At 71.4% G+C, this 26,557-nt stretch carries 22 protein-coding genes; 13 read left to right on the forward strand and 9 right to left on the reverse strand.

The genetic code is table 11. The features are described 5' to 3' along the window. Positions 1 to 89: 89 nt before the first annotated feature. Entirely contained in the window at positions 90 to 1,508 is a 1,419-nt protein-coding gene (locus Acy02nite_RS05475) for an alpha,alpha-trehalose-phosphate synthase (UDP-forming) (protein WP_203738679.1), read from the reverse strand. A 70-nt stretch (positions 1,509 to 1,578) separates the two neighbouring features. Next, positions 1,579 to 2,364 carry a DUF308 domain-containing protein gene (locus Acy02nite_RS05480; RefSeq protein WP_203738680.1) on the reverse strand — a complete coding sequence of 262 codons (786 nt, stop codon included), beginning with the start codon at positions 2,362 to 2,364 and terminating at the stop codon, positions 1,579 to 1,581. A gap of 142 nt (positions 2,365 to 2,506) precedes the next feature. On the opposite strand from Acy02nite_RS05480, the gene Acy02nite_RS05485 reads away from it, so the two are divergent. Continuing rightward, positions 2,507 to 3,193, forward strand: coding sequence for a lysophospholipid acyltransferase family protein (locus Acy02nite_RS05485; protein WP_203738681.1), 687 nt, complete (start codon positions 2,507 to 2,509; stop codon positions 3,191 to 3,193). 406 nt (positions 3,194 to 3,599) lie between these two features. On the opposite strand, the gene Acy02nite_RS05490 is transcribed toward Acy02nite_RS05485, so the two are convergent. Next, positions 3,600 to 4,286 carry a Crp/Fnr family transcriptional regulator gene (locus Acy02nite_RS05490; protein ID WP_014441566.1) on the reverse strand — a complete coding sequence of 229 codons (687 nt, stop codon included), beginning with the start codon at positions 4,284 to 4,286 and terminating at the stop codon, positions 3,600 to 3,602. A gap of 236 nt (positions 4,287 to 4,522) precedes the next feature. On the opposite strand from Acy02nite_RS05490, the gene Acy02nite_RS05495 reads away from it, so the two are divergent. Then, positions 4,523 to 5,377 (forward strand): phosphotransferase enzyme family protein, encoded by an 855-nt coding sequence (locus Acy02nite_RS05495; RefSeq protein ID WP_239174253.1) that lies wholly within the window; start codon positions 4,523 to 4,525, stop codon positions 5,375 to 5,377. Positions 5,378 to 5,399: 22 nt separating this feature from the next. Continuing rightward, positions 5,400 to 5,909 carry a polyadenylate-specific 3'-exoribonuclease AS gene (locus tag Acy02nite_RS05500; RefSeq protein ID WP_203738682.1) on the forward strand — a complete coding sequence of 170 codons (510 nt, stop codon included), beginning with the start codon at positions 5,400 to 5,402 and terminating at the stop codon, positions 5,907 to 5,909. A gap of 72 nt (positions 5,910 to 5,981) precedes the next feature. On the opposite strand, the gene Acy02nite_RS05505 is transcribed toward Acy02nite_RS05500, so the two are convergent. Beyond that, positions 5,982 to 6,647 (reverse strand): TetR/AcrR family transcriptional regulator, encoded by a 666-nt coding sequence (locus Acy02nite_RS05505; RefSeq protein WP_203738683.1) that lies wholly within the window; start codon positions 6,645 to 6,647, stop codon positions 5,982 to 5,984. A 95-nt stretch (positions 6,648 to 6,742) separates the two neighbouring features. On the opposite strand from Acy02nite_RS05505, the gene Acy02nite_RS05510 reads away from it, so the two are divergent. Next, complete coding sequence (locus tag Acy02nite_RS05510) at positions 6,743 to 8,242, forward strand: DHA2 family efflux MFS transporter permease subunit (RefSeq protein WP_203738684.1); 1,500 nt, start codon at positions 6,743 to 6,745, stop codon at positions 8,240 to 8,242. A 333-nt stretch (positions 8,243 to 8,575) separates the two neighbouring features. Here Acy02nite_RS05510 and Acy02nite_RS05515 read toward each other — a convergent pair whose 3' ends face one another. Continuing rightward, positions 8,576 to 10,390, reverse strand: a complete 1,815-nt coding sequence (locus Acy02nite_RS05515; RefSeq protein ID WP_203738685.1) for a glycoside hydrolase family 3 protein — start codon at positions 10,388 to 10,390, stop codon at positions 8,576 to 8,578. Between the two features lie 19 nt (positions 10,391 to 10,409). Then, the gene (locus tag Acy02nite_RS05520; protein ID WP_203738686.1) at positions 10,410 to 11,681 is read right to left on the reverse strand and encodes an MFS transporter; all 1,272 of its coding nucleotides are present in this window, start codon (positions 11,679 to 11,681) and stop codon (positions 10,410 to 10,412) included. A gap of 250 nt (positions 11,682 to 11,931) precedes the next feature. Here Acy02nite_RS05520 and Acy02nite_RS05525 point away from each other — a divergent pair, with 250 nt between their 5' ends. The 3 genes from Acy02nite_RS05525 (at position 11,932) to proC (ending at position 16,227) form a co-directional block, all read left to right on the forward strand. Next, positions 11,932 to 14,166 (forward strand): ROK family protein, encoded by a 2,235-nt coding sequence (locus tag Acy02nite_RS05525; protein ID WP_203738687.1) that lies wholly within the window; start codon positions 11,932 to 11,934, stop codon positions 14,164 to 14,166. A 151-nt stretch (positions 14,167 to 14,317) separates the two neighbouring features. Next, positions 14,318 to 15,346: a 6-phosphofructokinase gene (locus Acy02nite_RS05530; protein ID WP_203738688.1), complete on the forward strand. Its 1,029-nt coding sequence runs from the start codon at positions 14,318 to 14,320 to the stop codon at positions 15,344 to 15,346. Between the two features lie 89 nt (positions 15,347 to 15,435). Then, complete coding sequence (gene proC, locus Acy02nite_RS05535) at positions 15,436 to 16,227, forward strand: pyrroline-5-carboxylate reductase (RefSeq protein ID WP_203738859.1); 792 nt, start codon at positions 15,436 to 15,438, stop codon at positions 16,225 to 16,227. A 387-nt stretch (positions 16,228 to 16,614) separates the two neighbouring features. Here the strand turns inward: proC and Acy02nite_RS05540 are convergent, their stop codons facing one another. Both Acy02nite_RS05540 and Acy02nite_RS05545 read right to left on the reverse strand, forming a co-directional pair. Next, complete coding sequence (locus Acy02nite_RS05540) at positions 16,615 to 17,292, reverse strand: DUF429 domain-containing protein (RefSeq protein ID WP_203738689.1); 678 nt, start codon at positions 17,290 to 17,292, stop codon at positions 16,615 to 16,617. Positions 17,293 to 17,326: 34 nt separating this feature from the next. Next, positions 17,327 to 17,797, reverse strand: coding sequence for a glutathione peroxidase (locus Acy02nite_RS05545; RefSeq protein WP_203738690.1), 471 nt, complete (start codon positions 17,795 to 17,797; stop codon positions 17,327 to 17,329). A 168-nt stretch (positions 17,798 to 17,965) separates the two neighbouring features. Here Acy02nite_RS05545 and Acy02nite_RS05550 point away from each other — a divergent pair, with 168 nt between their 5' ends. The 5 genes from Acy02nite_RS05550 (at position 17,966) to Acy02nite_RS05570 (ending at position 24,712) form a co-directional block, all read left to right on the forward strand. Next, a complete protein-coding gene (locus Acy02nite_RS05550) occupies positions 17,966 to 19,450 on the forward strand; it encodes a glycosyl hydrolase family 18 protein (protein WP_203738691.1) in 1,485 nt (494 codons plus the stop codon). A 65-nt stretch (positions 19,451 to 19,515) separates the two neighbouring features. Continuing rightward, positions 19,516 to 20,907 carry a class II 3-deoxy-7-phosphoheptulonate synthase gene (locus Acy02nite_RS05555; RefSeq protein ID WP_203738692.1) on the forward strand — a complete coding sequence of 464 codons (1,392 nt, stop codon included), beginning with the start codon at positions 19,516 to 19,518 and terminating at the stop codon, positions 20,905 to 20,907. Further along, positions 20,900 to 21,919, forward strand: coding sequence for a threonine aldolase family protein (locus Acy02nite_RS05560; protein WP_203738693.1), 1,020 nt, complete (start codon positions 20,900 to 20,902; stop codon positions 21,917 to 21,919). The genes Acy02nite_RS05555 and Acy02nite_RS05560 overlap by 8 nt, the downstream gene beginning before the upstream one ends. Positions 21,920 to 21,992: 73 nt before the next feature. Then, positions 21,993 to 23,486, forward strand: a complete 1,494-nt coding sequence (locus Acy02nite_RS05565; protein ID WP_203738694.1) for an IPT/TIG domain-containing protein — start codon at positions 21,993 to 21,995, stop codon at positions 23,484 to 23,486. Between the two features lie 14 nt (positions 23,487 to 23,500). Further along, positions 23,501 to 24,712, forward strand: a complete 1,212-nt coding sequence (locus Acy02nite_RS05570; protein WP_203738695.1) for an IPT/TIG domain-containing protein — start codon at positions 23,501 to 23,503, stop codon at positions 24,710 to 24,712. Positions 24,713 to 24,828: 116 nt separating this feature from the next. On the opposite strand, the gene Acy02nite_RS05575 is transcribed toward Acy02nite_RS05570, so the two are convergent. Then, a complete protein-coding gene (locus Acy02nite_RS05575; protein WP_203738696.1) occupies positions 24,829 to 25,566 on the reverse strand; it encodes a CTP synthase C-terminal region-related (seleno)protein in 738 nt (245 codons plus the stop codon). Between the two features lie 72 nt (positions 25,567 to 25,638). On the opposite strand from Acy02nite_RS05575, the gene Acy02nite_RS05580 reads away from it, so the two are divergent. Next, positions 25,639 to 26,511, forward strand: coding sequence for a LysR family transcriptional regulator (locus Acy02nite_RS05580; protein WP_203738697.1), 873 nt, complete (start codon positions 25,639 to 25,641; stop codon positions 26,509 to 26,511). Positions 26,512 to 26,557: the final 46 nt, after the last annotated feature.

Genomic DNA, 26,557 nt, shown 5'->3' on the forward strand with positions numbered 1-26,557 from the left:
CTGGGGGCAGGTCGGGCTGGGTGGCTGGGCGTGGCCGGGGGAGGGGCGGGCGCTTCGAGGGCGACGTGCGCCGGCTGCGCAGGGTGAGGTCAGGCGCGGCCGATGAAGCGACGCGCGAGCCGCCCCGTGTGATCCAGCTCGGTCAGATACGCCCGGGCCCACGCCAGGATGTCGTGCTCCGCGAGATGCCGCCGCATGGCCTCCATCCGCGCGGCCCGATCCTCGGGACTCGCCTCCAGCGCCCGCAACAGTGTCTGTTTCAGATCATCCACGTCGTGCGGGTTCACCAGGAACGCCTGCGACAGTTCCGCCGCCGCCCCGGCGAACTCGCTGAGGACCAGCGCTCCCGCCCCGTCCTCCCGGGCGGCCACGAACTCCTTGGCGACCAGGTTCATCCCGTCTCGCAGCGGCGTCACCACCATCACGTCGGCGGTCTGGTAGAGCGCCGCCAGCTGCGCCCGGGTGAACGGCTGGTTCAGGTAGTGGATGGCCGGCTCGCCGACCCGTCCGTACTCCCCGTTGATCCGCCCGACCTCGCCCTCGATCCGGTCGCGCAGCTCGCGGTAGCTCTCGACCCGTTCCCGGCTGGGCACCGCGACCTGCACCAGCACGGTGTCCCGGACCTTCACGTGACCGTCCCGCAGCAACTCCCGGTACGCCGTCAGCCGGTGCTCGATCCCCTTGGTGTAGTCCAGCCGGTCCACGCTGACCAGCACCCGCTTCGCCTCACCGAGATCGTGCCGGAGTTGTTCCACCTGCTTGACGACGTCCGGCCGGGTGGCCAGGGCGCGCATCTCCGCGACGTCGATGGAGACCGGGAACGCGCCGGTCCGCACGGTCCGCCCGTCGACGATGATCGCGTCGTCGCTCGCCTCGGCGCCGAGCAGTTTCTGCGCCAGTTGCGCGAGGTTGTGGGCGGCCTGTTCGCGCTGGAAGCCGACGAGGTCCGCGCCGAGCATCCCGCGGATCAGCTCGACCCGGCGGGGAAGCTGCATGAACAGTTCCGGCGGCGGGAACGGCACGTGCATGAAGAAGCCGATCAGCAGGTCGGGTCGCAGTTCCCGGAGCATCTGCGGCACCAGTTGCAGGTGATAGTCCTGCACCCACACGGCGGCGTGCTTGCCGGCCACCTCGGCGGCCGCCTCGGCGAAGCGCTGGTTGACCGACCGGTACGTCTCCCACCACTCGCGCTGGAACACCGGCTGCTGGACCGCGTCGTGGTAGAGCGGCCACAGCGTCGAGTTGGCGAACCCCTCGTAGTAGCCGGCCTGCTCGGCGGCGGTGAGCGCGACGGGCCGCAGCCGGACCGCCCCGAGGTCGGGCAGCCGGGGTGCCAGGCCCACCTCGCCGTCCCAGCCGACCCAGGTGGCCGGGGTCTGCTGGAGGATCGCGTGCAACGCCCCGCTCAGCCCGCCGGGGCTGCGGCGCCACTCGCAGGCGCCGTCCCGGGCGGCGCTGTCATCGAGGGGCAGTCGGTTGGCGACGACGACGAGCGAACTCTGACGCATCACCGTAGGTTACCGTCATGAAACTCAACTCTGTCGATGCCCTGGGTGGGATGGCGACGACGTGACCGATTCAGACCACGGCACCGTCGTCGAACTCGTCGTCGTCGTCGCCCGACCGCAGACGCCACACCAGCGTGACCGCCCCGCCCACGATCGCCGCGAAACCGAAGAGCATCACGAAGAACGAGTCGATCGGGATCAGCGTCGGGAACAGGAAGAGCACGAACCCGAGGAGGACGCCGAGGATGCCGAACGCCGCGTACTTCGAAATCTTGGGCAGCGGTGGGGGCGGTGGCGGCACATACCGCTCGTCCTCCTCCGCGACGTCGGGGAAGCCGAACGGGTCGAGGACCGGGTAGAAGACCGGCTCCGGCGGGGGATCGGTGCGCCGCCGGTTGACCGGGCGCCCGTCCTCACCGACCGGCCGGGCCTTCGTGTCGGACGTGGTGCCCTCGGCCTCGGGCCAGGACGCCGTCTCCGGCTCGACAGTGGTGTGGAAGCCGGCGATGATCTTCTCCCACTCGGCGTCCACCTCGGCCTGCGGCCGGGGCGCCGGAACGGGCTCGGCCGGCGGGGTGGGCGGCGCGCCGCCGGTCACCTGCTGCAGGTGATCCCGCGCGGTCTGCAGATGGGTCCGGTCCACGTAGAGCCGGTCGATCGGCCGGGCCGGCAGGGTCGTCGCCCGCAGGATCGGATTGAGATCCGCCGTGGGCTGCAAGTATGCCGCGATGCCACCGGCGGCCAGCACGTCGAGCAGGTGCTCACCCACGCGTGGGTCCACGTCGCCCGCGACCGCGTAGTCAGTCGCGTCGAGTCCGTTGTCCCGCCGCCCGCGACGGGCGCCACCCGCTGTCACCGATGCACACCCTCCTCGCCGACCGTGCCTTGAATGGTGACACGGCGGGCGCCTGTTGCGGGAGTGCGTTGTGGCGTGCCGCCCCCGCTTCGTACCCTTCTTGCGCCCCGGGACGCCGGCGGCATCCGCTGAAAGGACGGCAGTGTTCTACTGGCTGCTCAAGTTGGTGGTCCTCGGACCCGTGCTGAGGCTCGTCTTCCGGCCCAAGGTCGAGGGCCTGGAGAACGTGCCGCGCTCCGGCCCGGTGATCCTGGCCTGTAACCATCTCTCGTTCTCCGACTCGATATTCACCCCATTGGTGATGAAGCGGAAAGTGACCTTCGTCGCCAAAGCTGAATACTTCACCGGCAAGGGGATCAAGGGGTGGTTCTCGCGGATGTTCTTCGTCGGCGCGGGGACGATCCCGGTGGACCGTTCGGGCGGTGAGGCCGCCCAGGCGGCGCTCGACACGCTCCTGCGGGTGCTGCGCGAGGGCAACATCGCCGGCATCTATCCGGAGGGCACCCGCTCGCCGGACGGCCGGCTCTACCGCGGCAAGACCGGCGTCGCCCGGCTCGCCCTGGAGAGCGGCGCCGTGGTCGTCCCGGTGGCCCTGCTCAACACCGACGAGATCCAGCCGACCGGCACGCTGATCCCCACGGTCAAGCGGGTGCGCATGCGGATCGGCCAGCCGCTCGACTTCTCCCGCTACGCGAGCTCCCGGGGCGACCGGTTCGTCGAACGCGCCATCACCGACGAGATCATGTTCGAGCTGATGGCCCTCTCCGGCCGCGAGTACGTGGACGTCTACGCCTCGAAGCTCAAGGACCCCCAGCCCCAGCCCGCTTAGACCCTGACCCCTTCGCGCGTACGTCGTGAGCAGCGCCCCAGGCCCGCCGCCGCCCCGTGCGAGCCGTGCCGCGAGGTGATCCCGGCTCGGCCGGCGGCGCGGCTCGCTCTTGCCGGCTGGTGCTCACGGTTGTCATTCGTGCCTCATGACAACCGTGAGCACCAGCCGGGACCGCGACCCGCGCCACGAGCCGGACCGGGCCGGAGCCTCGCGTGCGACTCGGCACGGCCGGGCTGCCCGGCCGTGCGCCCCGTGAGTGCTCCGTATCGCGGGCGGGCGGGCCGGCGGCCGTCGGGTAGCGCTCCGCATTGAGGGTCGGCGGGAGTCCGCATCACGGGTGGGAAGGCACGACGAGGTGGACGGGGCCCGATGGTGGGCTCCGTCCGCCGTACGCGTGAAGGGGTTGCTAGTTCATGCCGGCCCGGCGCTTCAACGCCTGGACGTCGGTGACCACGATGCGGCGGCCCTCGGTGCGCAGCCAGCCGCGGTTGGCGAACGAGCCGATCGCCTGGTTGACGCTCTGCCGCGAGCCACCGGCCATCTCGGCGAGCTGGCTCTGGTTCAGCTCGATGGTGATCATCGGGGCCTGGCTCTCGCCGGAGAGGCGGACCAGGGTCTTGGCGACGCGGCCGGGCAGGTCGAGGAAGACGTGGTCCGCGTTCTGCTCGGTGAGGCGGCGGATCAGGCCGCCGACGGAGCGCATCACGGCGTCCAGGATGCGCGGGTTCGAGTGGACGAGGTCCATGAACGCGGCGCGGGACAGCGAGAGCGCCTGCGAGTCCTCGATCGCCTCGGCGGAGGCACTGCGGGTGGACGCGTCGAGCAGCGACACCTCACCCAGCACGTCGGGTGGTCGCACGACGGTGAGGACCGCGCGCTCACCGGTCGGCGCGGTGCGGAAGACCGCGACCGCGCCCCGTTTCATGATGATCAGGGAGTCCCCGGGGTCGTGCTCGACGAAGAGGATCTGCCCTTTCCGGTAGTGGCGAGGAACCGCCGTGGCGATGACCCGCTGTCGCACATCCGGCTCAAGCCCGGCGAACATCTCCACGCCGGTCAGTGCGTCGCCGGAATCCGGCAGGCGATGGTCCACGACGTTATCCCTCCCCCGATTGGGGACCGCGTCGACCCGGCGAGCGCCGGCCCCACGACGCGAACGATCACTCTTAGCACATGACGCGCTCCGAACGCCATTTCTACTCCGGACATCGAAGCTCGCCACCCACGATCATGTCGCTTCGGTCGCTTTCTGTAAACACCCCATCGCCTTCTGTGATTGTCGCCCTGCCTGTCCGTCGGATTTGGGTGGTGTGCCGCGATAATCCCGCCGTGCCGGAAGACGAGATTGTGCGAACGGTGCTGCGCGACGAGTGGCACCTGTCTCCGTCCGAGATCACCGAGCTGCCGATGGCGGTGATGTCGCGCGGCTGGGAGGTCCTGGCCGGGAGCGACCGCTATGTGGCCCGGCTCGCGGAGAGCGCCGCGCGACTGCCGGTCGAGGCCGGGCTGGCCGCCGCGATCCACCTGCGCGGCGTGCGCATGGAGGCCGGCGAGCCGGTCCGGACGCTGGGCGGTGCGCTCACCGTGGAGACGGCGTACGGCGCGCTCGCGGTCCTGCGCCGGCCACCCGGGCGTCATCTGGACGGCGCTGACCCGGTGGACCAGCAGTGGTGGGGCGAGCGGCTGGGAGCCGTGCACCGGGCTCTGGAGGGCTTCCGGCACCCCGGCCTGCGCCCGTGGCAGCCGATCGACCCGGACGCGCCGCATCTGGACGCGGAACCCTGGCTGCGCGGCGCGGTCACGGCGGCGGTCACGGCGGCGATCCGGCTGACGGTCACCGACCGGCTGACGTACGGCGTCCTGCACGGCGACCCCGCACCGGACGCGTTCGTGCTGGACGCCGCGACCGGCCGCTCCGGCCTGATGCACTGTGGCGCGTGCGGGACCGGGCCGCTGGTCTACGACGTGGCGGCGGCGGTGCTCTACGCCGGTGGCCCGGAGCGGGCGGCCGAGTTCCTCGACGGGTACCGCGCGGCCGGCCCGGTCGCCGCCGACGAGCTGGAGGTGGCGCTGCCGGTGCTGCTGCGGTTGCGCTGGGCCGTGCTGGCCGACCGATCGGCGCGCGCGGGATGCCTGACCGGCCTGGAGTTGGCGAGGGAGGCCCTGGAGTCCATGCCCGGATGACGATGGGCGAGGATGTACCGCAATGGTGTATCGGTATTTCTACGACTGCGAGTTCATCGAGGACGGCCGGCTGGTCGACCTCGTCTCGATCGGTGTCGTCGACGAGTTCGGCCGCGAGTTCTACGCGGTGTCCACGGAGTTCGACGACAGCCGCGCCGTGCCCTGGGTGCGCCGCAACGTCCTCGACAAGCTCCCGTCCCCGGCCGACAAGTCCTGGCGCAGCCGGGAGCGGATCCGCGACGACCTCTACGAGTTCCTGATGGAGCCGCTGCGCGGCCGCAACGAGCAGATGGAACTCTGGGCGTGGTACGCGGCGTATGACCACGTCGCGCTGGCCCAGCTGTGGGGCGCCATGCCGGCGCTGCCGCGGGAGATCCCCCGGTTCACGAAGGACCTGCGCCAGCGGTGGGACGATCTGGGGCGCCCGGCGCTGCCCGAGATGTCCGGGCGGCACGACGCGCTGGTGGACGCCCGGCACAACCTGGCCCGCTGGCAGACGATGCTGGGCGTGTCCGAAAAAGCCCAGCCCTGACGCACGTGCCGAGAGGGTCCGGACGACGTCCATAGTCACGGCGTACGGGAAACGCGGCCTTGATCTTGATCGTCAGGTGCGGCGGCGGGGCTCGATCGGTGGCACGCAGTCGTGCACGATCGCCTCGACGTCCTCCTGGGTGATCGCCGGGCCGAGGTCTCCGTTCTCCGGGGAGGCGCGCAGGCCGTCGATGACCACCTCGAGGAAGCGGCGGAAGATCTCCGGCCGGCCCGGGGGAGTGTGCCGGGCCAGGTCGGTGACGGTGGCCATGATGATCGGCAGGTCGTGGATGCCGACGTCGGCGCGCAGCGAGCCCTCCGCGTGCGCGCGGTCGAAGATGTCCTGGACCAGCGGCAACAAGTGCTCGCCGACCTTGGCGAAGTGGTGCTTGTCGATGCCGATGCAGAGCGCCGCGTCACGCAGGCCGCGGTCGACCGCGTGCATCCCGACCGAGCGGCGCAGCAGCATGGTCAGCCCGTCCCACCCGGAGGGCAGGGCCAGCGCGTCCTCGGCGAGGGAGACCAGGTCCTCCAGCCGGTCGGCGAAGAGGGCCTCGATCAGCGCCTCCTTGGTCGGGAACCGCCGGTAGACGGTGCCGACGCCGACGCCGGCGTGGTGCGCGACATCGTCCAGCGTCGCGGCGAACCCGCGGGTGGCGAACACGTCGTGGGCGGCGAGAAGGATCCGCTCCCGGTTGCGCTGCGCGTCACGGCGGAGCGGGCGGGCGGTCTCGGTCATGTGTCGAAGCCTACAACTAAGTGGAGGTGATTCCTCAACTTCTGCTGCTAGCCTGCCGAAGTGGAGGGCGTACCTCAACTTCTGGAAAGGCAACGATGAGCACGCTTACTGATCGACCCCGGGGAGCCGGACGTGAGGCGCCGGTCGGCGCCGCGTCCGATAACGGGCGCTGGTGGGCGCTCGTCGTTCTAGCTTTAGCGCAGCTGATGGTGGTTCTTGATGCCACGATCGTGAACATTGCGTTGCCGACCGCCCAGGCCGACCTCGCCTTCTCCGACGCCGACCGCCAGTGGGTCGTCACCGGTTACGCGCTCGCCTTCGGCAGCCTGCTGCTGCTCGGCGGCCGCCTGTCGGACTTCGTCGGCCGCAAGAAGATGTTCCTGATCGGCCTGATCGGCTTCGCCCTGGCCTCGGCGCTCGGTGGCGCGGCCAACGGCCTCGAGATGCTGATCGTGGCCCGCGCGCTGCAGGGCGCGTTCGGCGCGGCGCTGGCCCCGGCCGCGCTCTCGCTGCTCTCCACCACGTTCACCGAGCCCGCCGAGCGCGGCAAGGCGTTCGGCATCTTCGGCGCGATCTCCGGCGCCGGCGGCGGCATCGGCCTGCTGCTCGGCGGCGTGCTCACCGAGTACGTGTCGTGGCGCTGGTGCCTCTACGTCAACCTGGTGATCGCCGCGATCGCCGTGGCCGGCGCGCTGCTCAAGCTGAAGGACGAGCCGGTCGCCGCGCACGGCCGGATCGACGTCCCCGGCACGATCGCCGCCGTCGTCGGCCTGGTCGGCCTGGTCTACGGTCTCGGCAAGGCGGAGACCGACGGCTGGACCGCGGGCTGGACGCTCGGCCCGATCGCGATCGGCGTGGTCGCCCTGATCGTCTTCGTGCTGATCGAGCTCCGGGTGCAGCACCCGCTGCTGCCGCTGCGCGTCGTCCTGGACCGCAACCGCGGCGGGTCGTACGCGTCGATCGCGATCGCCGGCGCCGGCATGTTCGGCATCTTCCTCTTCCTCACCTACTACCTGTCGTCGATCCTGCACTTCACCCCGGTGAAGACCGGCCTCGCGTTCCTGCCGATGCTCGGCGCGATCATGCTGACCGCGACCACCGCGGGCTCGATCCTCACGCCGAAGATCGGGCCGCGCCCGCTGGTCCCGCTCGGCGCGCTCGTCGCGGCCGGCGGCATGGTCTTCCTGACCCGGCTCGAGCTGGACTCGACGTACGCGAGTGGGGTTCTCCCGGGTCTGATCATCATCGGTCTGGGACTCGGCCTGGTCTTCGCGCCGACGCAGAACGCCGCGACCGCGGGCGTCGAGCACCGGGACGCGGGCGTGGCCTCCGCGATGATCAACACGGTGCAGCAGATCGGTGGCTCCATCGGCACGGCGCTGCTCAGCTCGTTCGCGGCCAGCGCGGCCACCGACTACATCGCCGGCAAGCAGCCGACGCCGATGGTGCAGGCGCAGGCGGCGCTGGAGAGCTACCACACGGTGTTCTGGTGGTCGGCCGGCTTCTTCGTCCTGGCCGCGGTGGTGGCGGCGGTGCTGTTCCGCACCGGGCCGCTCGACGTGGACCCGGACGCGCCGCCCGCGATGGCGCACTGACCCCGCACTGATCGACACGCCCCTGAGGCCCAGCCCGCTGTCCCCGGCTGGACCTCAGGGGCGTGTCCGCGTGTTGATTGACACCTGGCGTCCAGCCGGCGGTTGCGGCTGGACGCCAGGCGTGCTTCCGCGTGCGGTTTGACCCGTGGGGTCCAGCCGGCGGCCCGGGGCTGGTCGGCAAGGGTGTTTCCACTCGCGGGTGCACCTCTGGCATCCGGCCGCGGACGGCGGTGACGGTGGCGGCGCTGCTGTTCGCCCTGATCGTCCAGGTGGGAAAGGACGACGCCCGGCCGCGCGCGAGGCGCGACCGGGCGTTCGGTGCTTCACGTGCCGTCAGATCACGAGCCCATGGCCGTACGGGAAGAGCGGGTCCTTCGTGTCGTTCGGCACGTCCTCGCGGGAGGCCTCGACCGCGGCCATCGACGACGGCAGCTCGAACGGCAGCGTGCCGGTGGCGGGCGCCCGCCCGAACAGCACGTCCAGCAGGGCCACGTCGCTCACCCCGAACGTGCCCACCAGCGCGGCGGCCTTCCCGGCGAGCGGGGTGAGGACGGCCGGGCGGTCCAGCCAGACGTCGACGACGGTCGGCAGGGTGCCGGCGAGCTGGAGGACCGGGGCGAGTTCCTCGTCCGTCCAGGCGAGCCGGCCGGCGTGGAAGAACGCCTCGAAGCCGCCGCCGCGGGGTTCGTAGGGCGCGGCCCGCCGGACGATCGCGACGTCGGCGAGGGCCGGGTCGTCGGTGACCTTGGCGTAGTCGGCCGCCACCGCCGGCTCGACCCCGTCCAGGTAGACGGTGATCCCTTCGCCCAGCGGCAGCACCGGCCCCGCGGCGGAAGCCGAGCCTGCGTCGGAAGCCGAGCCTGCGGCGGAGGGCGAGTCTGCGGGGGAGGGGCGGTCGGTGAGGACGACGATCGAGCGGCGCTGCCCCTCCAGTCCCTCGGCGCGGAACGAAGGCCGGCCGGCGATCGTCTCGGCGGCGGCCGGGTCGACGAAGCGACGGTCGTCGAACAGCCCCAGACGGAACTTGTCGCGCAGGATCCGCCGGACCGAGACGTCGACGCGGGACTCGCTCAGGCGGCCGGAGGCGACCAGGTCGATGATCAGTTCCGGGCACTGCTCGCCGCCGAGCTGGTCCGCCCCCGCCTCGATGATCTTCAGGACGCGGGCGTGGCGGTCGAGGTGCTCGACGCCCCAGGCGCGGGCCGGCATCGGCGTGCCCATGATCTCCGCGTCGGTGACCAGGCCCCAGTCGGTGCAGACCACGCCGTCGAAGCCGTACCGCTGCCGCAGCAACCCCTCGATCACCTGCCGGTTGAAGCCGAAGCCGACCTCTTCATAGGTGGTGTCGACCGGCATCCCGTAGTACGGCATGATCTGCGCCGCCCCGGCCGCGAACGCCGCCTCGAACGGCTTCAGGTGGTAGTCCCACATCCCGCCCGGGTAGACCTGCTCCCGCCCGTAGGCGAAGTGCGCGTCCTCACCGCCCTTCTGCGGGCCGGCGCCGGGGAAGTGCTTGACCATCGCGACCACGCTGTCCGGGCCGAGCGACGAACCTTGGAACCCTTGCACGTACGCCGTGATCAGCGCCGACACCACGTCGGCGTCGGAGCCGAGCGTGCCGCTGGTGCGCGCCCACCGCGGCTCGGTGGCCAGGTCGGCCATCGGGTGCAGGGCGACGCGGATGCCGGCCGCCAGGTACTCCTGCCGCGCGATGTCGGCGAAACGGCGTACCAACTCGGGGTCTTTGGTCGCTCCCAGACCGATCGGCTCGGGCCAGGCCGAGAACCCGCCGGCGGACGCCGAGGCGGCGGGGTTGTCGATCACGCCGTGGCGCGGGTCCGTGGCGACCGTGACCGGGATGCCGAGCCGGGTGTCCGCGGCGATCTCCTGGATCCGGTTGTGCCACTCGGCGATCTTCCGGGGCGTGACCGGGCCGAAGGTCAGGATGTTGAAGTGGTTCAGCCCGCCGTTCCGGATCAGGTCCTCGGTGGCCGGGATCATCGCGTCGCCGGCCGCGGGGGTGCCGTCCGGGTTGATCGCGGCCATCGTGTGGAACATCAGTCCGGCCTTCTCGGCCAGGGTCATCCGGCCGAGCAGATCGGTGACCCGCTCCTCGATGGGGAGTTCAGGGTTCTGGTAGTCGTGCATGTCTTGCTCCTTGACGATTTCAGCGAGCGCCGCGGACCATCTGGACCAGCAGGGAGCCGGCCACCGCGACGACCGCGCCGAGCAGGAAGAGCAGGGTGTAGTTCGAGCCGCCGGACCCGACCGCGAGGATCGGCGCGGCCAGGATCGGCACCAGCGACTGCGGCAGCGCGTTCGCGATGTTCAGCACGCCCATGTCCTTGGCGGCGTCGTCCGGGTTCGGCAGCACGTCGGTGGCGAGCGCCAGGTCGACAGCGAGGTAGACGCCCTCGCCGACGCCGAAGAGGCCGACCGCGACCAGGAAGAGCGGGAAGCTGTGCGCGAACGCGATGATCACCAGCGACGCGGCGACGACCAGGCCCGCGCCGAGCACGAAGGGCCTGCGCCGGCCGGTACGGTCGGAGAGCGTCCCGCCGAACGACGACCCGGCGACCAGGCCGACCGTGGTGATCAAGGTGGCCACCAGCACCCCGGTCGCGACGTTGTCGGTGGTGTACCCGAACCGGTCGATCAGCAGGTAACTCTCGTACGTGGTGACAGCGGCCAGCCCCATCCAGATCAGGAACCGGCTGAGGATGTTCCAGGCGAAGTCCGGGTGGCGCCGCGGGCTGATGTAGAAGGTCCGCGCGAACTCCTTGACGCCGTACGGCGCGAAGTGTCCCTTCTCCGCCGGGCGGTCCTTGAGGATCGTCACGAGCAGCACGACCGTGGCGATCCCGATCAGCGCCGGGACCATGAACATCAGCAGCGCGTTGCCGGAGAGCGCCGCGGCGAGCGCGCTGCCGAGCAGGATCGCGACCGAGGTCATCAGGCCGAGGATGCCGCTCACCTTGCCGCGCTGCTGGGGCGGGATCTGGTCGGGCAGCAGCGCGGTCAGCGTGGCCAGGGTCGCGTTGATGCCGAGCTGCGCGAGCGCCCAGCCGGCGGTCAGCGTCGGGATGTTGCCGCCGAGCGAGACGATCAGCAGCCCGGCCGTGCCGACCAGCATGCCGCCGAGCAGCCAGGGGCGGCGGCGGCCGAGCCGCGACGTGGTCCGGTCGGACATCGCGCCGAAGAACGGGTTGCCGAGCAGCGCGAGGACCGCGCCGACCGAGAGCACCGTGCCGAGGGCCGCGGACTTGTCGTCCGGGGCGATCTGCGCGACCCGGATCGACATGCTGACGATGACCGGGGTGAGGATCGTCAGGTAGGCGCCGAGCATGGCGAGCGCCATGGCGACGATCAGCCTGGTGGGGGCGTTGGGCCGGTCGGACAGCACTGACGGCGTCGTCGGCCGGGATTCGACAGTGGTCATCGCACACCTCGGGACACGAGTTATCGGGGGAGGCGGGGACCGGGCCGGCTTCCGGTTTGTTAACGCCTTGTTGTCGAAAGGTATCGCTGCGAACAACACCGAACTAGAGGTCACGAGGCTCGCTTACGCCGGTGAATTGCCTTTGTCGGCACTATCTCTGTCGCTTTTGAGCCTTTCCCGAGGTGATCGCGGTCACCGCGACGGCCCTATTACGCTCAAGTTCGGCAAAACCCCGGCGTAGTCTCGGGTGGTGGCCGGTCGTCGCGTTCACCTGGTCCGCCGGGATCTGATCTTCGCGGCGGTCCGCGAGGCCGGCCGGATCAGCCGCGCCGACCTCGCCAAGCGCACCGGCATGGCCCGGATGACCGTCACCGGCCTGGTCGCCGAGCTGCTCGAGGCCGGCCTGCTCGCCGAGACCGACGCCACCCCGGACGGCAGCCGCCCGGGACGCCCCGCCCGCCTGCTCACGCTCGGCGAGCAGGCCGGTGTGGTGGTCGGCGCGATCGTCGGCGGCGACGGCATCCGGATCGCGGTCGCCGACCTGGCCGGCCGGATCCTCGACGAGCGGCACCACCCTGGCAACGATCCGGCGGAGCTCGCCGAGCTGCTGAGCGCGTACGCCGGTGACCGGGTCTGGGCCACCGTCGTCGGGCTCTCCGCGGCGATCCTCGACGGGGTCGTGCAGCCCGGCACCGTGCTGCCCGGCTGGGCCGGTCGCGCCCCGGCCCGCGAGCTGTCCGAACGGCTCGGCCATCGGGTCACCGTCCGCAACGGCGCCGACCTGTGCGTCATCGGTGAAGCCGCGCACGGCGTGGCGGCCGGCCGGCGCGACGTCTGCTACCTGCGGGTCACCACCGGCATCGGGTGCGGGCTGATGCTCGGCGGGCACGTGCACCCGGGCGCCACCGGGGTGGCCGGCGAGCTCGGGCACGTGCAGGTGGACGAGACCGGGGCGCTCTGCCGCTGCGGGAACCGGGGCTGTTTGGAGACGATCGCGTCGACCCGGCAGATCCTGTCGTCGCTCGAGGTGGCGTATGGCGAGCCGCTGACCGCAGCGCGGGCCGTCGCGCTGTCCCACACCGACGCGGCCGTCGAACGGGTGCTGGCCGACGCCGGCCGGATGCTCGGGCGGGTGCTCGCCGACCTGGCCAACACGGTGAACCCGGAGCTGGTGGTGCTGGACGGGCCGCTCATCGAGGAGGACGGGCCGGTCCTGGCCGGGGTGCGGGAGGCGATGCGCCGCTACGCCCAGCCCGAGGTGGCGGCGACGACCGAGATCCGGATGACGGGGCTGACCGGGCGGGCCGGCCTGCTGGGCGCCGTGACGCTCGCGATGCGCGCGACGCCGGTGGCCCGCGGCGACCGGACGTTGCGCGAGATCCACGTCAAGGTCGGCCAGCACGAGCGGGCCGTCCGGCGTGAGGTGATCGTCGATCTGCTGCGGGCCCGCGGCGCGACCACCCGCAGCGACCTGGCCCGGATCACCAGACTGCCCCGGGCCGCGGTCACCGAGACGCTCACCGAGCTGACCCGCGACGGGGTGATCGAGTCCTGCCCGCCACCGGCCCGGTCCGGCCGGCCGTCGCCGTCGTTCCGGATGGCCGCCCCGCCCGGAGTCGTCCTCGGCATGTCCATGGACCTGGACGGCCTGCGCGCGATCCTCACCGACCGCGGTGGGAACCGCCTGGCCGACGGCTTCCGCCCGCTCGCGCCCGGCCTCGACGGGCGGGTGGTGATCCGGGCCGCCGCCGAGTACGCGGCCGAGCTGCTGGCCGGTCACGACAACCCAGCCGTGGCGCTCAGCGTCCCGTCCCCGGTCCACCCGGTCACCGGCGAGTTCGGCGCCCGCAGTGTTCTCCCGATGTTCTCCGGCTTCTCACCCGGCGAGCTGATCTCCGGGATGCTCGGCTGCCCGGTCGTCGTCGGCAACAACGCCCAGCTCGCGGCCCTCGCCGAGACCCGCCGGGGCGCGGCCCGCGGCGCACGTGACGTGCTTTACCTCAAGGCCGCGCAGTACGTCGGCGCCGGCATCGTGGCCGGCGGCCGCTCGTACGGCGGCAGCATCGGCTACGCCGGCGAGATCGGCCATCTCACCGTCCGGGACATGGGACCGCTCTGCGTCTGCGGCCGGCGCGGCTGCCTCGGGGCGTTCCTGATGCCGTCCTACTTCGGGGCGCTGCTGGAGAGACCGACCGAGGAGCGGCTGATCGCGCTGGCCGCGGAGGGCCACGGGCCGGCCCGGCGGGCGCTGCTGGACGCCGGTCGCCTGATCGGGCGAACCGTCGCTGTCGTCTGCGACCTGCTCAACCCGGCCGTCGTCGTGGTCGGCGGGCGGTTCACCGAACCCGGCGACCAGGTGATCGAGGGCATCCGCGAGTCGTTGCGGCGGCACTGCGCGCCGAGCGCCGCGGCCGGCCTGACAGTGGTCCGGGCCCGGCTCGGCGTGGAGGCCGAAGCGCTCGGGGCGGTCGAGTCGTTGCTGTGAAAGGGCCGCTTTCAGCAGCTGCCGGGACAGAGACTAGAGTTCGGCGTGCGGCCCGCCCCGGGCCCGGCAACGCTGCCGTGCAAGACGCTCCCGGGGGCTCTCACGGGCTATCTGCATCTCGCTACCCGCAAGGGGAAGGACGAGGAGAAACATGCGTATCGGCGTGCTCACCGGTGGCGGCGACTGCCCCGGTCTCAACGCGGTCATCCGTGCCGTGGTGCGCAAGGGCGTCACCGCTTACGGTCACGAGTTCGTCGGCTTCCGCGACGGCTGGAAGGGCCCGCTGGAGGGTCTGACGAAGCCGCTCGGCATCGCGGAGGTGCGTGGCATCCTGCCGCGCGGTGGCACGATCCTGGGCTCCTCGCGCACCAACCCCTTCAAGATCGAGGGTGGCGTCGAGAAGATCAAGGCCAACCTGGCCGAGCAGGGCGTCGACGCGCTCGTCGCGATCGGCGGCGAGGACACCCTCGGCGTCGCGACCAAGCTCAACGACCTGGGCGTCAACGTCGTCGGCGTGCCGAAGACGATCGACAACGACCTCAACGCGACCGACTTCACCTTCGGTTTCGACACCGCGGTGAACATCGCGATGGAGGCCATCGACCGGCTGCACACCACCGCCGAGTCGCACCACCGCACCCTGGTCGTCGAGGTCATGGGCCGCCACGCGGGCTGGATCGCGCTGCACGCCGGTCTCGCCGGTGGCGCCAACGTCATCCTGCTGCCGGAGCGCAAGTTCGACGTCGAGCAGGTCGCGACGTATGTGACCAAGCGCTTCCAGGTGGAGTACGCGCCGATCGTCGTCGTCGCCGAGGGCGCGCAGCCGCTCGACGGCCAGATGGCGCTGGCCAGCCAGGAGCTGGACAGCTTCGGCCACGTCCGCCTCGGCGGCATCGGCCAGTGGCTGGCGCAGCAGCTGGAGGAGAAGACCGGCAAGGAGGCCCGCACGGTCGTCCTCGGTCACATCCAGCGCGGCGGCACCCCGACCGCGTTCGACCGGGTGCTCTCCACCCGCTTCGGCCTGCAGGCGATCGACGCCGTGCACGAGGGCGACTTCGGCAAGATGATGGCGCTGCGCGGCACCGACATCGTCCGCGTCCCGCTGATCGAGGGCACCGGCGAGCTGAAGACCGTTCCGCTGTCGCGGTACGAAGAGGCCGAGGTCTTCTTCGGTAACTGATCGTGTTGTGATGAAGGCCGGCGTCCCTGACGCCGGCCTTCATTCATTCCGCACCCGGGAGCACTACGTTGACCAAGCACACCGTCGCGATGCTCGGCACCGGCAAGATGGGCGAGGTCGTCCTGGCCGGCCTGCTCCGGTCCGGCTGGCCGGCCGACCGGGTCCTGGTCACCGCGCGGCGTCCGGCCCGGGGCGCCGAGCTGACCGAGAAGTACGGGGTTGCCGTCGTCACCAACGCCGAAGCCGTCGAACGCGCCGGCATCCTCACGATCGCCACCAAACCGCAGGACGCGGGCACCCTGCTCGACCAGGTCGGCCCGTCACTGCCGTCCGGCAAGCTGGTCGTGTCGCTCTGCGCCGGCTTGCCGACCGGCTTCTTCGCCGCCCGGCTGCCCGAGGGCACCCCGGTGATCCGGGTCATGACCAACACCCCGGCCCTGGTCGACCAGGCGATGACGGCGATCTCCGCGGGCGCGCACGCCACGGAGGAGCACCTGGCCGTCGCCGAGGCGATGTTCACGCCGCTCGGCTCCACCGTCCGGGTCCCCGAGTCGCAGCAGGACGCGGTCACGGCGCTCTCCGGTTCCGGCCCGGCCTACTTCTACCTGCTGGTCGAGGCCATGATCGACGCCGGCGTCCTGCTCGGGCTGCCCCGCCAGGTCGCCCACGAGCTGATCGTGCAGACCGCCCTCGGCTCGGCCACGATGCTCCGCGACTCCGGCGAGCACCCGGTCAAGCTCCGCGAGGCCGTGACGTCCCCGGCCGGCACGACCATCTCGGCGATCCGGGAGCTGGAGAAGCACGGGGTTCGCGCGGCCATGCTGTCGGCCCTGGAGGCGGCGCGCGACCGGGCCCGGGAGATCGCCGCTCAGGCCATGTAAGAACACTCCCGCGTACGACATTCTCGGCGCCCGCTCTCAGGCGACACGACCCGGTCCCGCCCGTGTCCGCGCGAGCGGCCGGGTGGCTGGGCCGGCGCCGCGGCTCCCGCTCCCGGCTGGTCCTCATGGGCGTTATTCGTGCCTCATAACGCCCATGAGCACCAGCCGAAGCCCGTGACCCCGCGCCGCTTCCGCGAGTGGGCCGGTGCCTCGCGTGGGCTGGTTCTCACGGTTGTCATGAGGAACGAATGACGACCGTGAGGACCAGCCGAGGGGTGAGTCGCGGCAGTGGCCCGGCCACGGGGGTGCTCGCGAGGGCACGGGCGGGGCTGGGTCGTGTCGCCTGAGAGCGGGCGCCGAGAATGTCGTACGCGGGGATGGGCCTTTTCAGTACCAGATGGCTATGCGGGAGCCGTTGTCCTCCTCGGGCGGGGACGGGAACGACAACGCGGCGCCGGTGGCGACCCGGTGGGCGGTCCAGGCGACGGCCGCCGCGTCGAGGATGTCGTCGGGCGGGGCCTGACCGGCCGGGCCGAGCTGGTCGGGGAGGGTGATGCCGTTGCGGGCGAGGAGGTCGCGACGGCGGGACTGTCCGGTCCAGGTCTTCTTGGCCCAGGGCAGCGGCTCACCGGCCATGGTCCGGAAGCTGACCTCCGGGTGGGCCTCGAAGAGCAGGCCGGGGTGGCGTTCCCAGAGCGCGTTGGCCTCGAGCAGCTTGGGGCGCAACGCCCAGGACTGGCGGCTCAGGCCGGCGCCGGTCAGCTCGCGGCAGCGGCGGTTGGCGGCGGCGAAGTCCGATTCTGCCCAGACCGCGCGGGGCGGCACGCGGAAGACGCTGCTGCGGCGCGGGCCGAGCTGGTCGGCGGCGAGGGTGTCGGCGGCGCGCCAGCGGTCCGGCATCATGCCCAGCGGGATGTCGACGCCGATCACCGCGGCGCCGGAGCTGCCCGCGACGATCTCGTAGAGCGTCGAGGCGAGGACGGCCCGCCCGAAGGCGCCGTCGCGAAGTTCGACCCCGACCCAGCCGAGCGCGTACGCGTCGACCCCCATCACGTGAATGCTCATCGGACTGTGCCCATGGATTCGCTCGCCAGCTCGCTCAGCGGGGCAGGAGCTTCTCGATGGTGGCGACGACCTCGGGGTCGTCGGGCTCGACCTGCGGGCCGAACCGGGCGGTGACCGTGCCGTCGGGGCCGACCACGAACTTCTCGAAGTTCCACCGGATGTCCGGCCCGCCGCCGATCAGCCCGGTGTAGAGCGGGTGCCGGCCGGCGCCGTTCACCTCGACCTTCTCGGTCATCGGGAAGGTGACGCCGTAGGTGGTCCGGCAGAACTCGTCGATCTCCGACGCGGTGCCGGGCTCCTGGTTGCCGAACTGGTCGCAGGGCACGCCGAGCACGACCAGGCCCCGGTCGCGGTAGGCGTCGTAGAGCGGCTGCAACTTGTCGTACTGCGGGGTCAGGCCGCAGCGCGAGGCCACATTGACCACCAGCAGGACCGATCCGCGGTAGCGGTCCAAATCGGTCGTACCGCCGGTGAGGGCGTCGATGTCGACGTCGAAGATGGTCATGGCGAAAGCCTACGCGGTGTAGTGGCTTGAACGCACGCCGTGTTCGCCCTGCGGTCTCCGTTAAACAGACCTTAAAGGTCTTCACCAGGCTTGACTCGTGTTAATCAATGTGACTACGGTCTCTTCATCCTCTCTCTGGAAAGTTTCCTAAATATTAAAGGAGACCCCGTGGGCAAAACCCTCCGCCGGGCGCTGCTCGTCAGTGCGGTGGTGATCGGCGCCTCGGCGTCGGTCCCGCTCGTGCAGGCGAACGCCGCGACCGCGTGTGCCACCGCCTGGTCTGCCACCGCCGCCTACGTCAAGGACAACGTCGCCTCGCAGAGCGGCCACAACTACACCGCCAAGTGGTGGACGCAGAACGAGTCGCCGGCCACGCACAGCGGCCAGTGGGACGTCTGGGTCGACAACGGCGCCTGCGGCGGCGGCACGACCCCTCCGTCCTCGTCCCCGACCACCTCGCCGAGCGCGACAGTTTCGCCGAGCGCGACGTCCTCGCCGTCGAGCAGCCCGAGCACGACGCCGCCGACGAGCGGCCCGAGTGGCAAGAACGTCGTCGGCTACTTCGCCGAGTGGGGCGTCTACGGCCGCAACTACCACGTGAAGAACCTGGTGACCTCGGGCTCGGCCGCCAAGCTGACCCACATCCTGTACGCGTTCGGCAACACCACCGGCGGGCAGTGCTCGATCGGTGACTCGTACGCCGACTACGACCGCGCCTACTCCGCGGCCGAGAGCGTCGACGGCGTGGCCGACACCTGGGACACCGGCGCGCTGCGCGGCTCGTTCAACCAGCTGCGCAAGCTGAAGAAGCAGTACCCGAACATCAAGGTGATCTGGTCGTTCGGCGGCTGGACCTGGTCCGGCGGCTTCACCCAGGCCGCCGCGAACCCGGCCGCGTTCGCCGACTCCTGCTACAACCTCGTCAAGGACTCCCGCTGGTCGGACGTCTTCGACGGCATCGACGTGGACTGGGAGTACCCGAACGCCTGTGGCCTGAGCTGCGACGCGTCCGGCCCGGACTCGTACAACAAGGTGATCTCCGCGCTGCGGAACAAGTTCGGCTCGAGCTTCCTGATCACCTCGGCGATCTCCGCGGACGGCTCGAACGGCGGCAAGCTCGACGTCGCCGACTACGCCTCCGGCATCTCGAAGCTGAACCTGGTCTTCCCGATGACGTACGACTACTTCGGCGCGTTCGCCGCGCAGGGCCCGACCGCCCCGCACTCGCCGCTGACGTCGTACACCGGCATCCCGACCGCGGGCTTCTACTCGGACGCCGCGATCCAGAAGCTGAAGAGCAAGGGCGTTCCGGCCAGCAAGATCCTGCTCGGCATCGGCTTCTACGGCCGCGGCTGGACCGGGGTCACCCAGGCCGCTCCGGGTGGCAGCGCGACCGGCGCCGCCCCGGGCACCTACGAGGCCGGCATCGAGGACTACAAGGTCCTCAAGGGCAGCTGCCCGGTGACCGGCACGGTGGCCGGCACCGCGTACGCCAAGTGCGGCAGCAACTGGTGGAGCTACGACACCCCGTCGACGATCGCCGGCAAGATGACCTACGTGAAGAACCAGGGTCTCGGCGGCGCCTTCTTCTGGGAGTTCTCCGGCGACACCAGCAACGGTGAGCTGATCTCCTCGATCAAGGGCAACCTCTGATCAACTAGTTGAAATGCGGGGCACCGGGTCCAGACCCGGTGCCCCGTTTTCGTAGGCTCTACCTCATGCGCCGTGAGTGGCATCAACTGAGTCACCCGGGAGTCGCGACCTCCCGTCCGTCCACCGACTCCGCCGAGGACGAAGCCTTGGGCCTCGACCGATGGCGGTCCCTTCCCCGGGTGCAGATGCCGCCCTGGCCGGACATGGACGAGGTCGCCGCGGTCTGCAACACCCTGGAGAACGTGCCGTCGATCGTCGCGCCCTACGAGGTCGACCAGCTCCGGGTGCGGCTCGCCGAGGTGTGCGAGGGCAAGGCGTTCCTGCTCCAGGGCGGCGACTGCGCGGAGACGTTCGCCGACAACACCGAGAGCCACCTGCTCGCCAACGCGCGGACGCTGCTGCAGATGGCGGTCGTCCTGACGTACGGCGCCTCGATGCCGGTCGTGAAGGTGGCACGGGTCGCCGGGCAGTACACCAAGCCGCGGTCGTCGCTGACCGACTCGCTGGGCCTCCCGGCGTACCGGGGCGACATGATCAACGCACTGGACCCGGACGAGAAGGCGCGGATCGCCGACCCGCAGCGGATGATCCGGGCGTACGCGAACTCGGCCGCCGCCATGAACATGCTCCGTGCGTACCTGGCCGGTGGCCTGGCCGACCTGCACGGGCTGCACGACTGGAACAAGGACTTCGTCCGCGCCTCCCCGGCCGGCGAGCGGTACGAGGCGATCGCCCGCGAGATCGACCGCGCGCTCGACTTCATCCGCGCCTGCGGCATGACCGACAACGAGGCGCTGCGGACGGTCAGCCTCTACTGCTCGCACGAGGCCCTCGCCCTGGAGTACGACCGCGCCCTGACCCGGGTCTCCGGCGGGAAGGCGTACGGGCTCTCCGGGCACTTCCTCTGGATCGGCGAGCGCACCCGGCAGCTCGACCACGCGCACATCGACTTCATCAGCCGGATCTCCAACCCGATCGGCGTCAAGATCGGCCCCGGCACCAGCCCGGAGACCGCGATCGAGCTGTGCGAGAAGCTGAACCCGGAGAACATCCCGGGCCGGCTCACCCTGATCAGCCGGATGGGCAACGGCAAGGTGCGTGACGCCCTCCCGCCGATCGTGGAGAAGGTGCACGCCACCGGCGCCAAGGTGGTCTGGCAGTGCGACCCGATGCACGGCAACACCCACGAGTCGTCGAACGGTTACAAGACCCGCCACTTCGACCGGATCGTCGACGAGGTGCTGGGCTACTTCGAGGTGCACCGCGGCCTGGGCACCCACCCCGGCGGCATCCACATCGAGCTGACCGGTGAGGACGTCACCGAGTGCCTCGGCGGGGCACAGGGCATCGAGGACCTGGACCTGCCCGATCGGTACGAGACGGCGTGCGACCCGCGGCTGAACACCCAGCAGAGCTTGGAACTGGCCTTCCTCGTGGCGGAGATGCTCCGTGGTTGACCTGCGGTCGGACACCGTGACCCGTCCCACCGACGGGATGCGGGAGGCCATGGCGACCGCCGTGGTCGGCGACGACGTGTTCGGGGACGACCCGACCGTCAACGCGCTGGAGCAGCACGTCGCGCAGCTGTTCGGGCACGAGGCGGCGCTGTTCGCCCCGTCCGGCACGATGGCCAACCAGATCGCGCTGCAGCTGGTCACCCCGCCCGGCGGGGAGCTTCTCGCCGGGGCGGACGCGCACGTCGTGACGTACGAGCTGGGCGCCGCCGCCCTGTTGGGCGGCATCTCGACCCGCACCTGGGCGGCGACCGGCGCCGCCCTGAACGTCGACCGGATCGCCACGATGATCCGCCCGCCCGGCTTCCCGTCGGTGCCGACCGCGGCGATCGCCGTCGAGCAGACCCACAACCTCGGTGGCGGCGGCGTGACCCCGCTCGCCACGCTGCAGGACCTGCGCGCGGTGGCCGACGCCGCCGGGGTCGCCCTGCACTGCGACGGCGCCCGGATCTGGCACGCGCACGTCGCCGACGGGGTGCCGCTGGCCACCTACGGCGCGCTCTTCGACACGCTCTCGGTGTGCCTGTCCAAGGGCCTCGGCGCCCCGGTCGGCTCGCTCGTCGTGGGCAGCCGGGAGCGGATCGCCCGGGCGCGCGTCATCCGCAAGCGGATGGGCGGCGGCATGCGGCAGGCCGGCATCCTCGCCGCGGCCGGGCAGTACGCGCTGGACAACCACGTCGAGCGCCTCGCCCGGGACCACGCGCGGGCCCGCCGGCTGGCCGAGGGCCTGGCCCCGCACGGTGTGGTGGACCCGGAGAAGGTGCGGACGAACCTGGTCCCGCTGGATCTGACCAAGGCACCGCTGGACGCGCCGGAGCTGGCCGCGGAGGCGGCACGCCGCGGTGTCCTGATCGCGGCGATGCTGCCGAGGCTGGCCCGGCTCGTGGTCCACCTGGACGTCGACGACGACGGCATCGACGAGGCGATCTCGGTTCTCGGCGGGTTGCTGGCGTAACCCGCTCGGTTGCGGACAGGCAACCGGGGCTTTCCGCAGGTCCGGCCCTCCGGGCCCGATACAAGTCTTCGCCATGACGAAGACATTCCGGGCCCGGAGGGCCACCGCATTCACCGCCGCCGTGGTTGCCGTCGCCGGCACCGTCGCGGTCGCCATCGCCGAACCGTCCGCCGCGTACTCCGCGCCGGGCCTGGTCCGGGCCGCCACCGTGGGCCCGGTCATCGCCAGCATCACGCCGCTCATGGGTGTTCTCGCGGGCGGCACGCCGGTCACCGTCTGGGGCTCGGGCTTCAACGCCGACCCGGACAACCCGCCGCAGGTGCTCTTCGGGGACCAGCCGGCCACCGAGGTCCGGGTCGCGTCCGACACCAAGCTCGTCGCGGTGTCCCCGGCCGGAGCCGGCAACGCCCTGATCAAGGTCGTCACCGCCGCCGGGACCAGCAAGAACACCACGTCGATCTTCGGGTACCGGTTGAAGCTGGGCGCCGAGTTCGACTCGCTGGCGGCGAAGGCCACCGGTGGCGGCGAGGTGATCGCCACGGTCACCGGCGGCACCGTCGGCGCCACGTCGTCCCAGTTCACGGCCCTGAAGATCACCGCGAAGGTGGGCGGCATCGCCACCAGCAAGGTCACCTGGCTGGACGAGAACCACGTCAAGATCGGACTGCCCGCGGTCACCAAGGCGGCGCCCTCCAAGATCCAGCTGGTGCAGGAAGGCTTCAGCGGGCCTGAGTCCACCTCGGTGGTCAACTACTACCCGGTGATCGCCACGGTCTCGCCCGGCTCGGTCGCGGTGACCGGCGGCGACACCATCAAGATCATGGGAACCGGGTTCGGCGGGGTGGACCCGGCCGACCCTGGCGCGGTCACGGTCGGCGGCTTCAACGCGAAGTACTTCCAGGTCATCTCGGCCGTCCAGATCGACGCCGTGGTGCCGGAGGGCGCCGCCGGCAACGCCGCGGTGAAGGTCACCACGGCCGGCGGCAGCAGCGCGGACGGGCCGAAGGTCGCCTACCGCAGCCCGCTGGTCATCGACGGCGGACAGTACCTGCGGGCCGGCGGCGGTGTGCACCTGCTCACCGTCAGCGGCGGCACACTCGGTGCGAACGCCGCTGAGTACGCGGCCTCGGCCATCACCGTGTGGACGGGCAAGACCAAGCTCGCCGCCACCTACGTCGACGCGACCCACCTGAAGGTCACCGTCCCGCCGTCGAACAGCGAGAACCTCGACCTGGTCGTGCGGCAGGACGTCGTCGCCGGCCCGCCGGTCACGGTGCCCGTCGCGCCCGTCGTGACCAGCCTGTCCATGAACACCAGCACGCTCACCGGTGGCGCCACCATCAAGGTCAAGGTGGCCGGCGCCGGGGCGGCGACCGCCACGGACTTCAAGGTCGGCGACAACCCCGCGGTCTGCCCGGTCAGCGGCACCGGCTCCGGCCTGGTCTACACCTGCACCGTCCCGGCCGCGGGCCAGGCCGGGCCGACCTGGGTCACCTTCACCTCCGGCACCGGGGCGACCAGCAAGTTCACCCCGGCCGCCGCGTTCAGCTACACCGACCTCGACTGATCAGGAGGGCAGCAATGACGTACTCGAAGAAATCCCGTGCCGCGGCCGGCGTCGCGACCGTGGCCACCCTCCTGGTGGCCGGCGTCTCCAGCACCGCGTTCGCCTCCACCCAGGCCGGCCCGGTCGAACTCGGAGCCGAGTTCACCGACCGGATCCCGGCCCGCTCGACCGGCGGCACCGTCATCCCGGTGACCGTCACCGGCGGCACCGTCGGCGCGACGCCGCAGGCGTTCAGCGCGATGCGGATCACCGCCCGGGTCGGCGGGAAGTCCGCCCAGGTCGCCTACGTCGACGAGACGCACCTCAAGGTGGTCGCGCCGGCCACCACCGCGGCGACCGCGGTCACCATGCAGCTGTTCAGCCGCGGAACGGCCGGGCCGGAGTCGGCATCGTCCATCGGGTACTACCCCGGCATCGTCTCGGTGACCCCGGCCAAGCTCAGCTCGGTCGGCGGCACCCTGGTGACCGTCAACGGCACCGGCTTCCTCGGCGTCGACCCCGACGACCCGCAGGCGGTCATGTTCGGCGACGCGGCCGCGACAGCGGTCACCGTCGTGTCGGCCACCAAGCTCACCGTGGTCGCCCCGGCCGGCACGAACGGCACCGCCGTCGTCAAGGTCAAGTCCACCGGCGGCGTCAGCGAGGCCAACGGGTCCAGCAAGGTGAACTACCGCGCCGCGCTCGGCATCGACACCACCGGCACGCCGACCGCCAAGGCCAGCGGCGGGCCGCTGCTGCTCACCATCACCGGCGGCACCGTCGGCGGCACCGCCAGGGAGTTCACCGCCGAGCGGATCGGGGTGTCCGCCGGCAAGAAGGCGCTCAGCACCAGCTGGGTCGACGAGAAGCACGTGAAGGTCGTCATGCCCGCCATGACCACCGACACGGCCACCCTCACCGTCACCCACGACACCATCGCCGGCGAGCCGGCCGACGTCAGCATCGCGCCGGTCGTCACCAGCCTGTCGGCGAAGAGCGACACGATCGCCGGGGGCGCCCGGGTCGCCGTCCGGGTGGCCGGGGCGAACGCCGCCGAGTCCACCGGCTTCAAGTTCGGCGACAACGCGGCGGTCTGCGTCAAGCAGGGCTCCGGGAGCTCGCTGGTCTTCCAGTGCACGGTGCCGGCGGCGACGCAGGGCGGGCCGGTCGCGGTCAGCTTCACCTCGGGCACCGGCAAGACGAGCCGCTTCACCGCGGCCGCGATGTTCAGCTACACCGACAACTGAGTCTGATTGCCTCGCTTCGCTCGAGTAGCTTCTCACCCTCTCGGGCAGTCGATGACGAGAGCGCTGGTTGCTTCCGGCACCCTCGTCATCGGCGGGCGAAATGCGTAGGTTCCGGTTCAAACAGCTTCTCCGGCAGCACGGACAGGCCCTGTGGCGTGCATCCGGGTTGAGTCGGCGACCGCTTGGGCGAAGCCCCGGATCAGTGGATGCGGGGCTTCGTTCGCCAGTTCGGGCTGGAAGAGCGTCGCCAGGAAGAACGGGTGATCGCCGAGTTCGGCGACCCGCACCTCGCCGGACTCGTCGTGGCCGGTGAAGCGCATGCCGTGGGCCCGCAGAAGATCGAGGAAGACCGGCGAGAGCCCGTACGAGCAGTGGTACCGCTCCACCGTCCGGGACGCCCCGAGCAGCCGCTCCGCGAGCGAGCCGGCGGTCAAATCCACAGCGGCCTCGTGTCCGGCGAGCGAGCAGGACAGCGCCACGATGAGATCGTCCGTGGAGGCGCCTGCGGCGTCGTTCTCGGCGTGCCGTGCCGAGTCCAGCCCGCAGACATCCCGGGCGAACTCCAGCATCGCGTGCTGGAACCCGCCGCACGTGCCGAGAAACGGGATTCCTTCGGTACGGGCGGTCCGCGCGGCACTGATCGCGCCGGCCTCGCTGCGATAGGGGCTGCCCGGCACCATCCAGATCCCGTCGAAGCCCCGCAGGGCCGCCGGATCTTCCGCCGCAGGCGTCGGCACCCAGTAGACGTCCAGGCCGAGCCCTTCGCTGTCGCGCAGGGCGTCCATGATCAGGGGAATGCGCGCGTGCGCACGAACTGTCGGTGACCGGTCACCGACCAGAGCGATCGACATCATGCGACCATCGTCGGCCTGGTCGGGACATCAGGTCCAACGATCGTTCGTACAGCTGGCATTAGCGTTCGTGATGTGGACCCGCACCTGTTGCGCACTTTCGTCGAGGTGGCCGAGACCGGCTCGTTCTCCGCTGCCGCCGAGCGCCTCAACTTCACCCAGTCGGCCGTCTCGCAGCAGATCGCCGCGCTGGAGAGCGACCTCGGCACCTCCCTGCTCACGCGGCGCCCGGTCCGCCTGACCGAGGCGGGTGAGCGCCTCCGGCGCCATGCCAAGATCTTGCTGGTACGTCTCGAAGCCGCCCGCGCCGACGTCACCCGCACGTCCGCCCCGCCCGGCCGGCTCACCCTGGGCCTGACCCCGCTCGCCTGGTCGGCACCGGTCGCCGCGGCCCTGACCCGGATCCGCGCCGAGTCCGCCCGCCTCGCGACCCGCCTGCTGGTCGCGCCGCTGGACCGGATCGTCACCGCGACCGCCACCGGCGCGCTGGACCTCGGCCTCGTCGACGGCTTCACCGCCCCGAGCGATCCGCTGCGCCTGCCCGAGCCGGGTGACCCGCGGTCGCTACGCGTCGCCGAGTGCCCTGCCGTGGTGGCCGTCCCGTCCGGGCATCCGCTGGCCCGGCGTACGTCGGTGGACCTGGCCGACCTCGCCGACGCCTACTGGATCGACGCCCCCGGCGTGACTCCTTTCCGGCGGCTCCCGGTCGACGGGCTGAGGGCCGGCCTGCACTACGACGGCGCCGAGTCGACGGTCCTGACCGGCCTGATCGCCGCCGGACACGGCCTGGCCGTGCTGCCGGAGTGGCTGCTCACCGGCCGGGCCGATCTGGCCGCAATCCCGCTCGGCGTGCCCCGCCTGGTGCACCGCGTGGAGCTGCTGCGCGCCCCGGGCGTCGTGGACCCGGCCGGGCCGGCGAGCCTCCTCGCCGCGCTGCTGGCGCCTTGAAGCGCGTCTGATGTGGACATATGCTCGGCCCGGACCGTGAAGGGGC

This window comes from Actinoplanes cyaneus (assembly GCF_016862095.1).
Taxonomy (GTDB): domain Bacteria; phylum Actinomycetota; class Actinomycetes; order Mycobacteriales; family Micromonosporaceae; genus Actinoplanes; species Actinoplanes cyaneus.

Excerpts from the sequence above, each read along its gene's own strand:
- Acy02nite_RS05475 (WP_203738679.1), bottom strand. The coding sequence starts at position 1,508 with ATGCGTCAGAGTTCGCTCGTCGTCGTCGCCAACCGACTGCCCCTCGAT.
- Acy02nite_RS05500 (WP_203738682.1), top strand. The coding sequence starts at position 5,400 with ATGGTGTATCGGTATTTCTACGACTGCGAGTTCATCGAGGACGGCCGG.
- Acy02nite_RS05505 (WP_203738683.1), bottom strand. The coding sequence starts at position 6,647 with ATGACCGAGACCGCCCGCCCGCTCCGCCGTGACGCGCAGCGCAACCGG.
- Acy02nite_RS05510 (WP_203738684.1), top strand. The coding sequence starts at position 6,743 with ATGAGCACGCTTACTGATCGACCCCGGGGAGCCGGACGTGAGGCGCCG.
- Acy02nite_RS05515 (WP_203738685.1), bottom strand. The coding sequence starts at position 10,390 with ATGCACGACTACCAGAACCCTGAACTCCCCATCGAGGAGCGGGTCACC.
- Acy02nite_RS05520 (WP_203738686.1), bottom strand. The coding sequence starts at position 11,681 with ATGACCACTGTCGAATCCCGGCCGACGACGCCGTCAGTGCTGTCCGAC.
- Acy02nite_RS05530 (WP_203738688.1), top strand. The coding sequence starts at position 14,318 with ATGCGTATCGGCGTGCTCACCGGTGGCGGCGACTGCCCCGGTCTCAAC.
- proC (WP_203738859.1), top strand. The coding sequence starts at position 15,436 with ATGCTCGGCACCGGCAAGATGGGCGAGGTCGTCCTGGCCGGCCTGCTC.
- Acy02nite_RS05540 (WP_203738689.1), bottom strand. The coding sequence starts at position 17,292 with ATGAGCATTCACGTGATGGGGGTCGACGCGTACGCGCTCGGCTGGGTC.
- Acy02nite_RS05545 (WP_203738690.1), bottom strand. The coding sequence starts at position 17,797 with ATGACCATCTTCGACGTCGACATCGACGCCCTCACCGGCGGTACGACC.
- Acy02nite_RS05555 (WP_203738692.1), top strand. The coding sequence starts at position 19,516 with ATGCGCCGTGAGTGGCATCAACTGAGTCACCCGGGAGTCGCGACCTCC.
- Acy02nite_RS05565 (WP_203738694.1), top strand. The coding sequence starts at position 21,993 with ATGACGAAGACATTCCGGGCCCGGAGGGCCACCGCATTCACCGCCGCC.
- Acy02nite_RS05570 (WP_203738695.1), top strand. The coding sequence starts at position 23,501 with ATGACGTACTCGAAGAAATCCCGTGCCGCGGCCGGCGTCGCGACCGTG.
- Acy02nite_RS05575 (WP_203738696.1), bottom strand. The coding sequence starts at position 25,566 with ATGATGTCGATCGCTCTGGTCGGTGACCGGTCACCGACAGTTCGTGCG.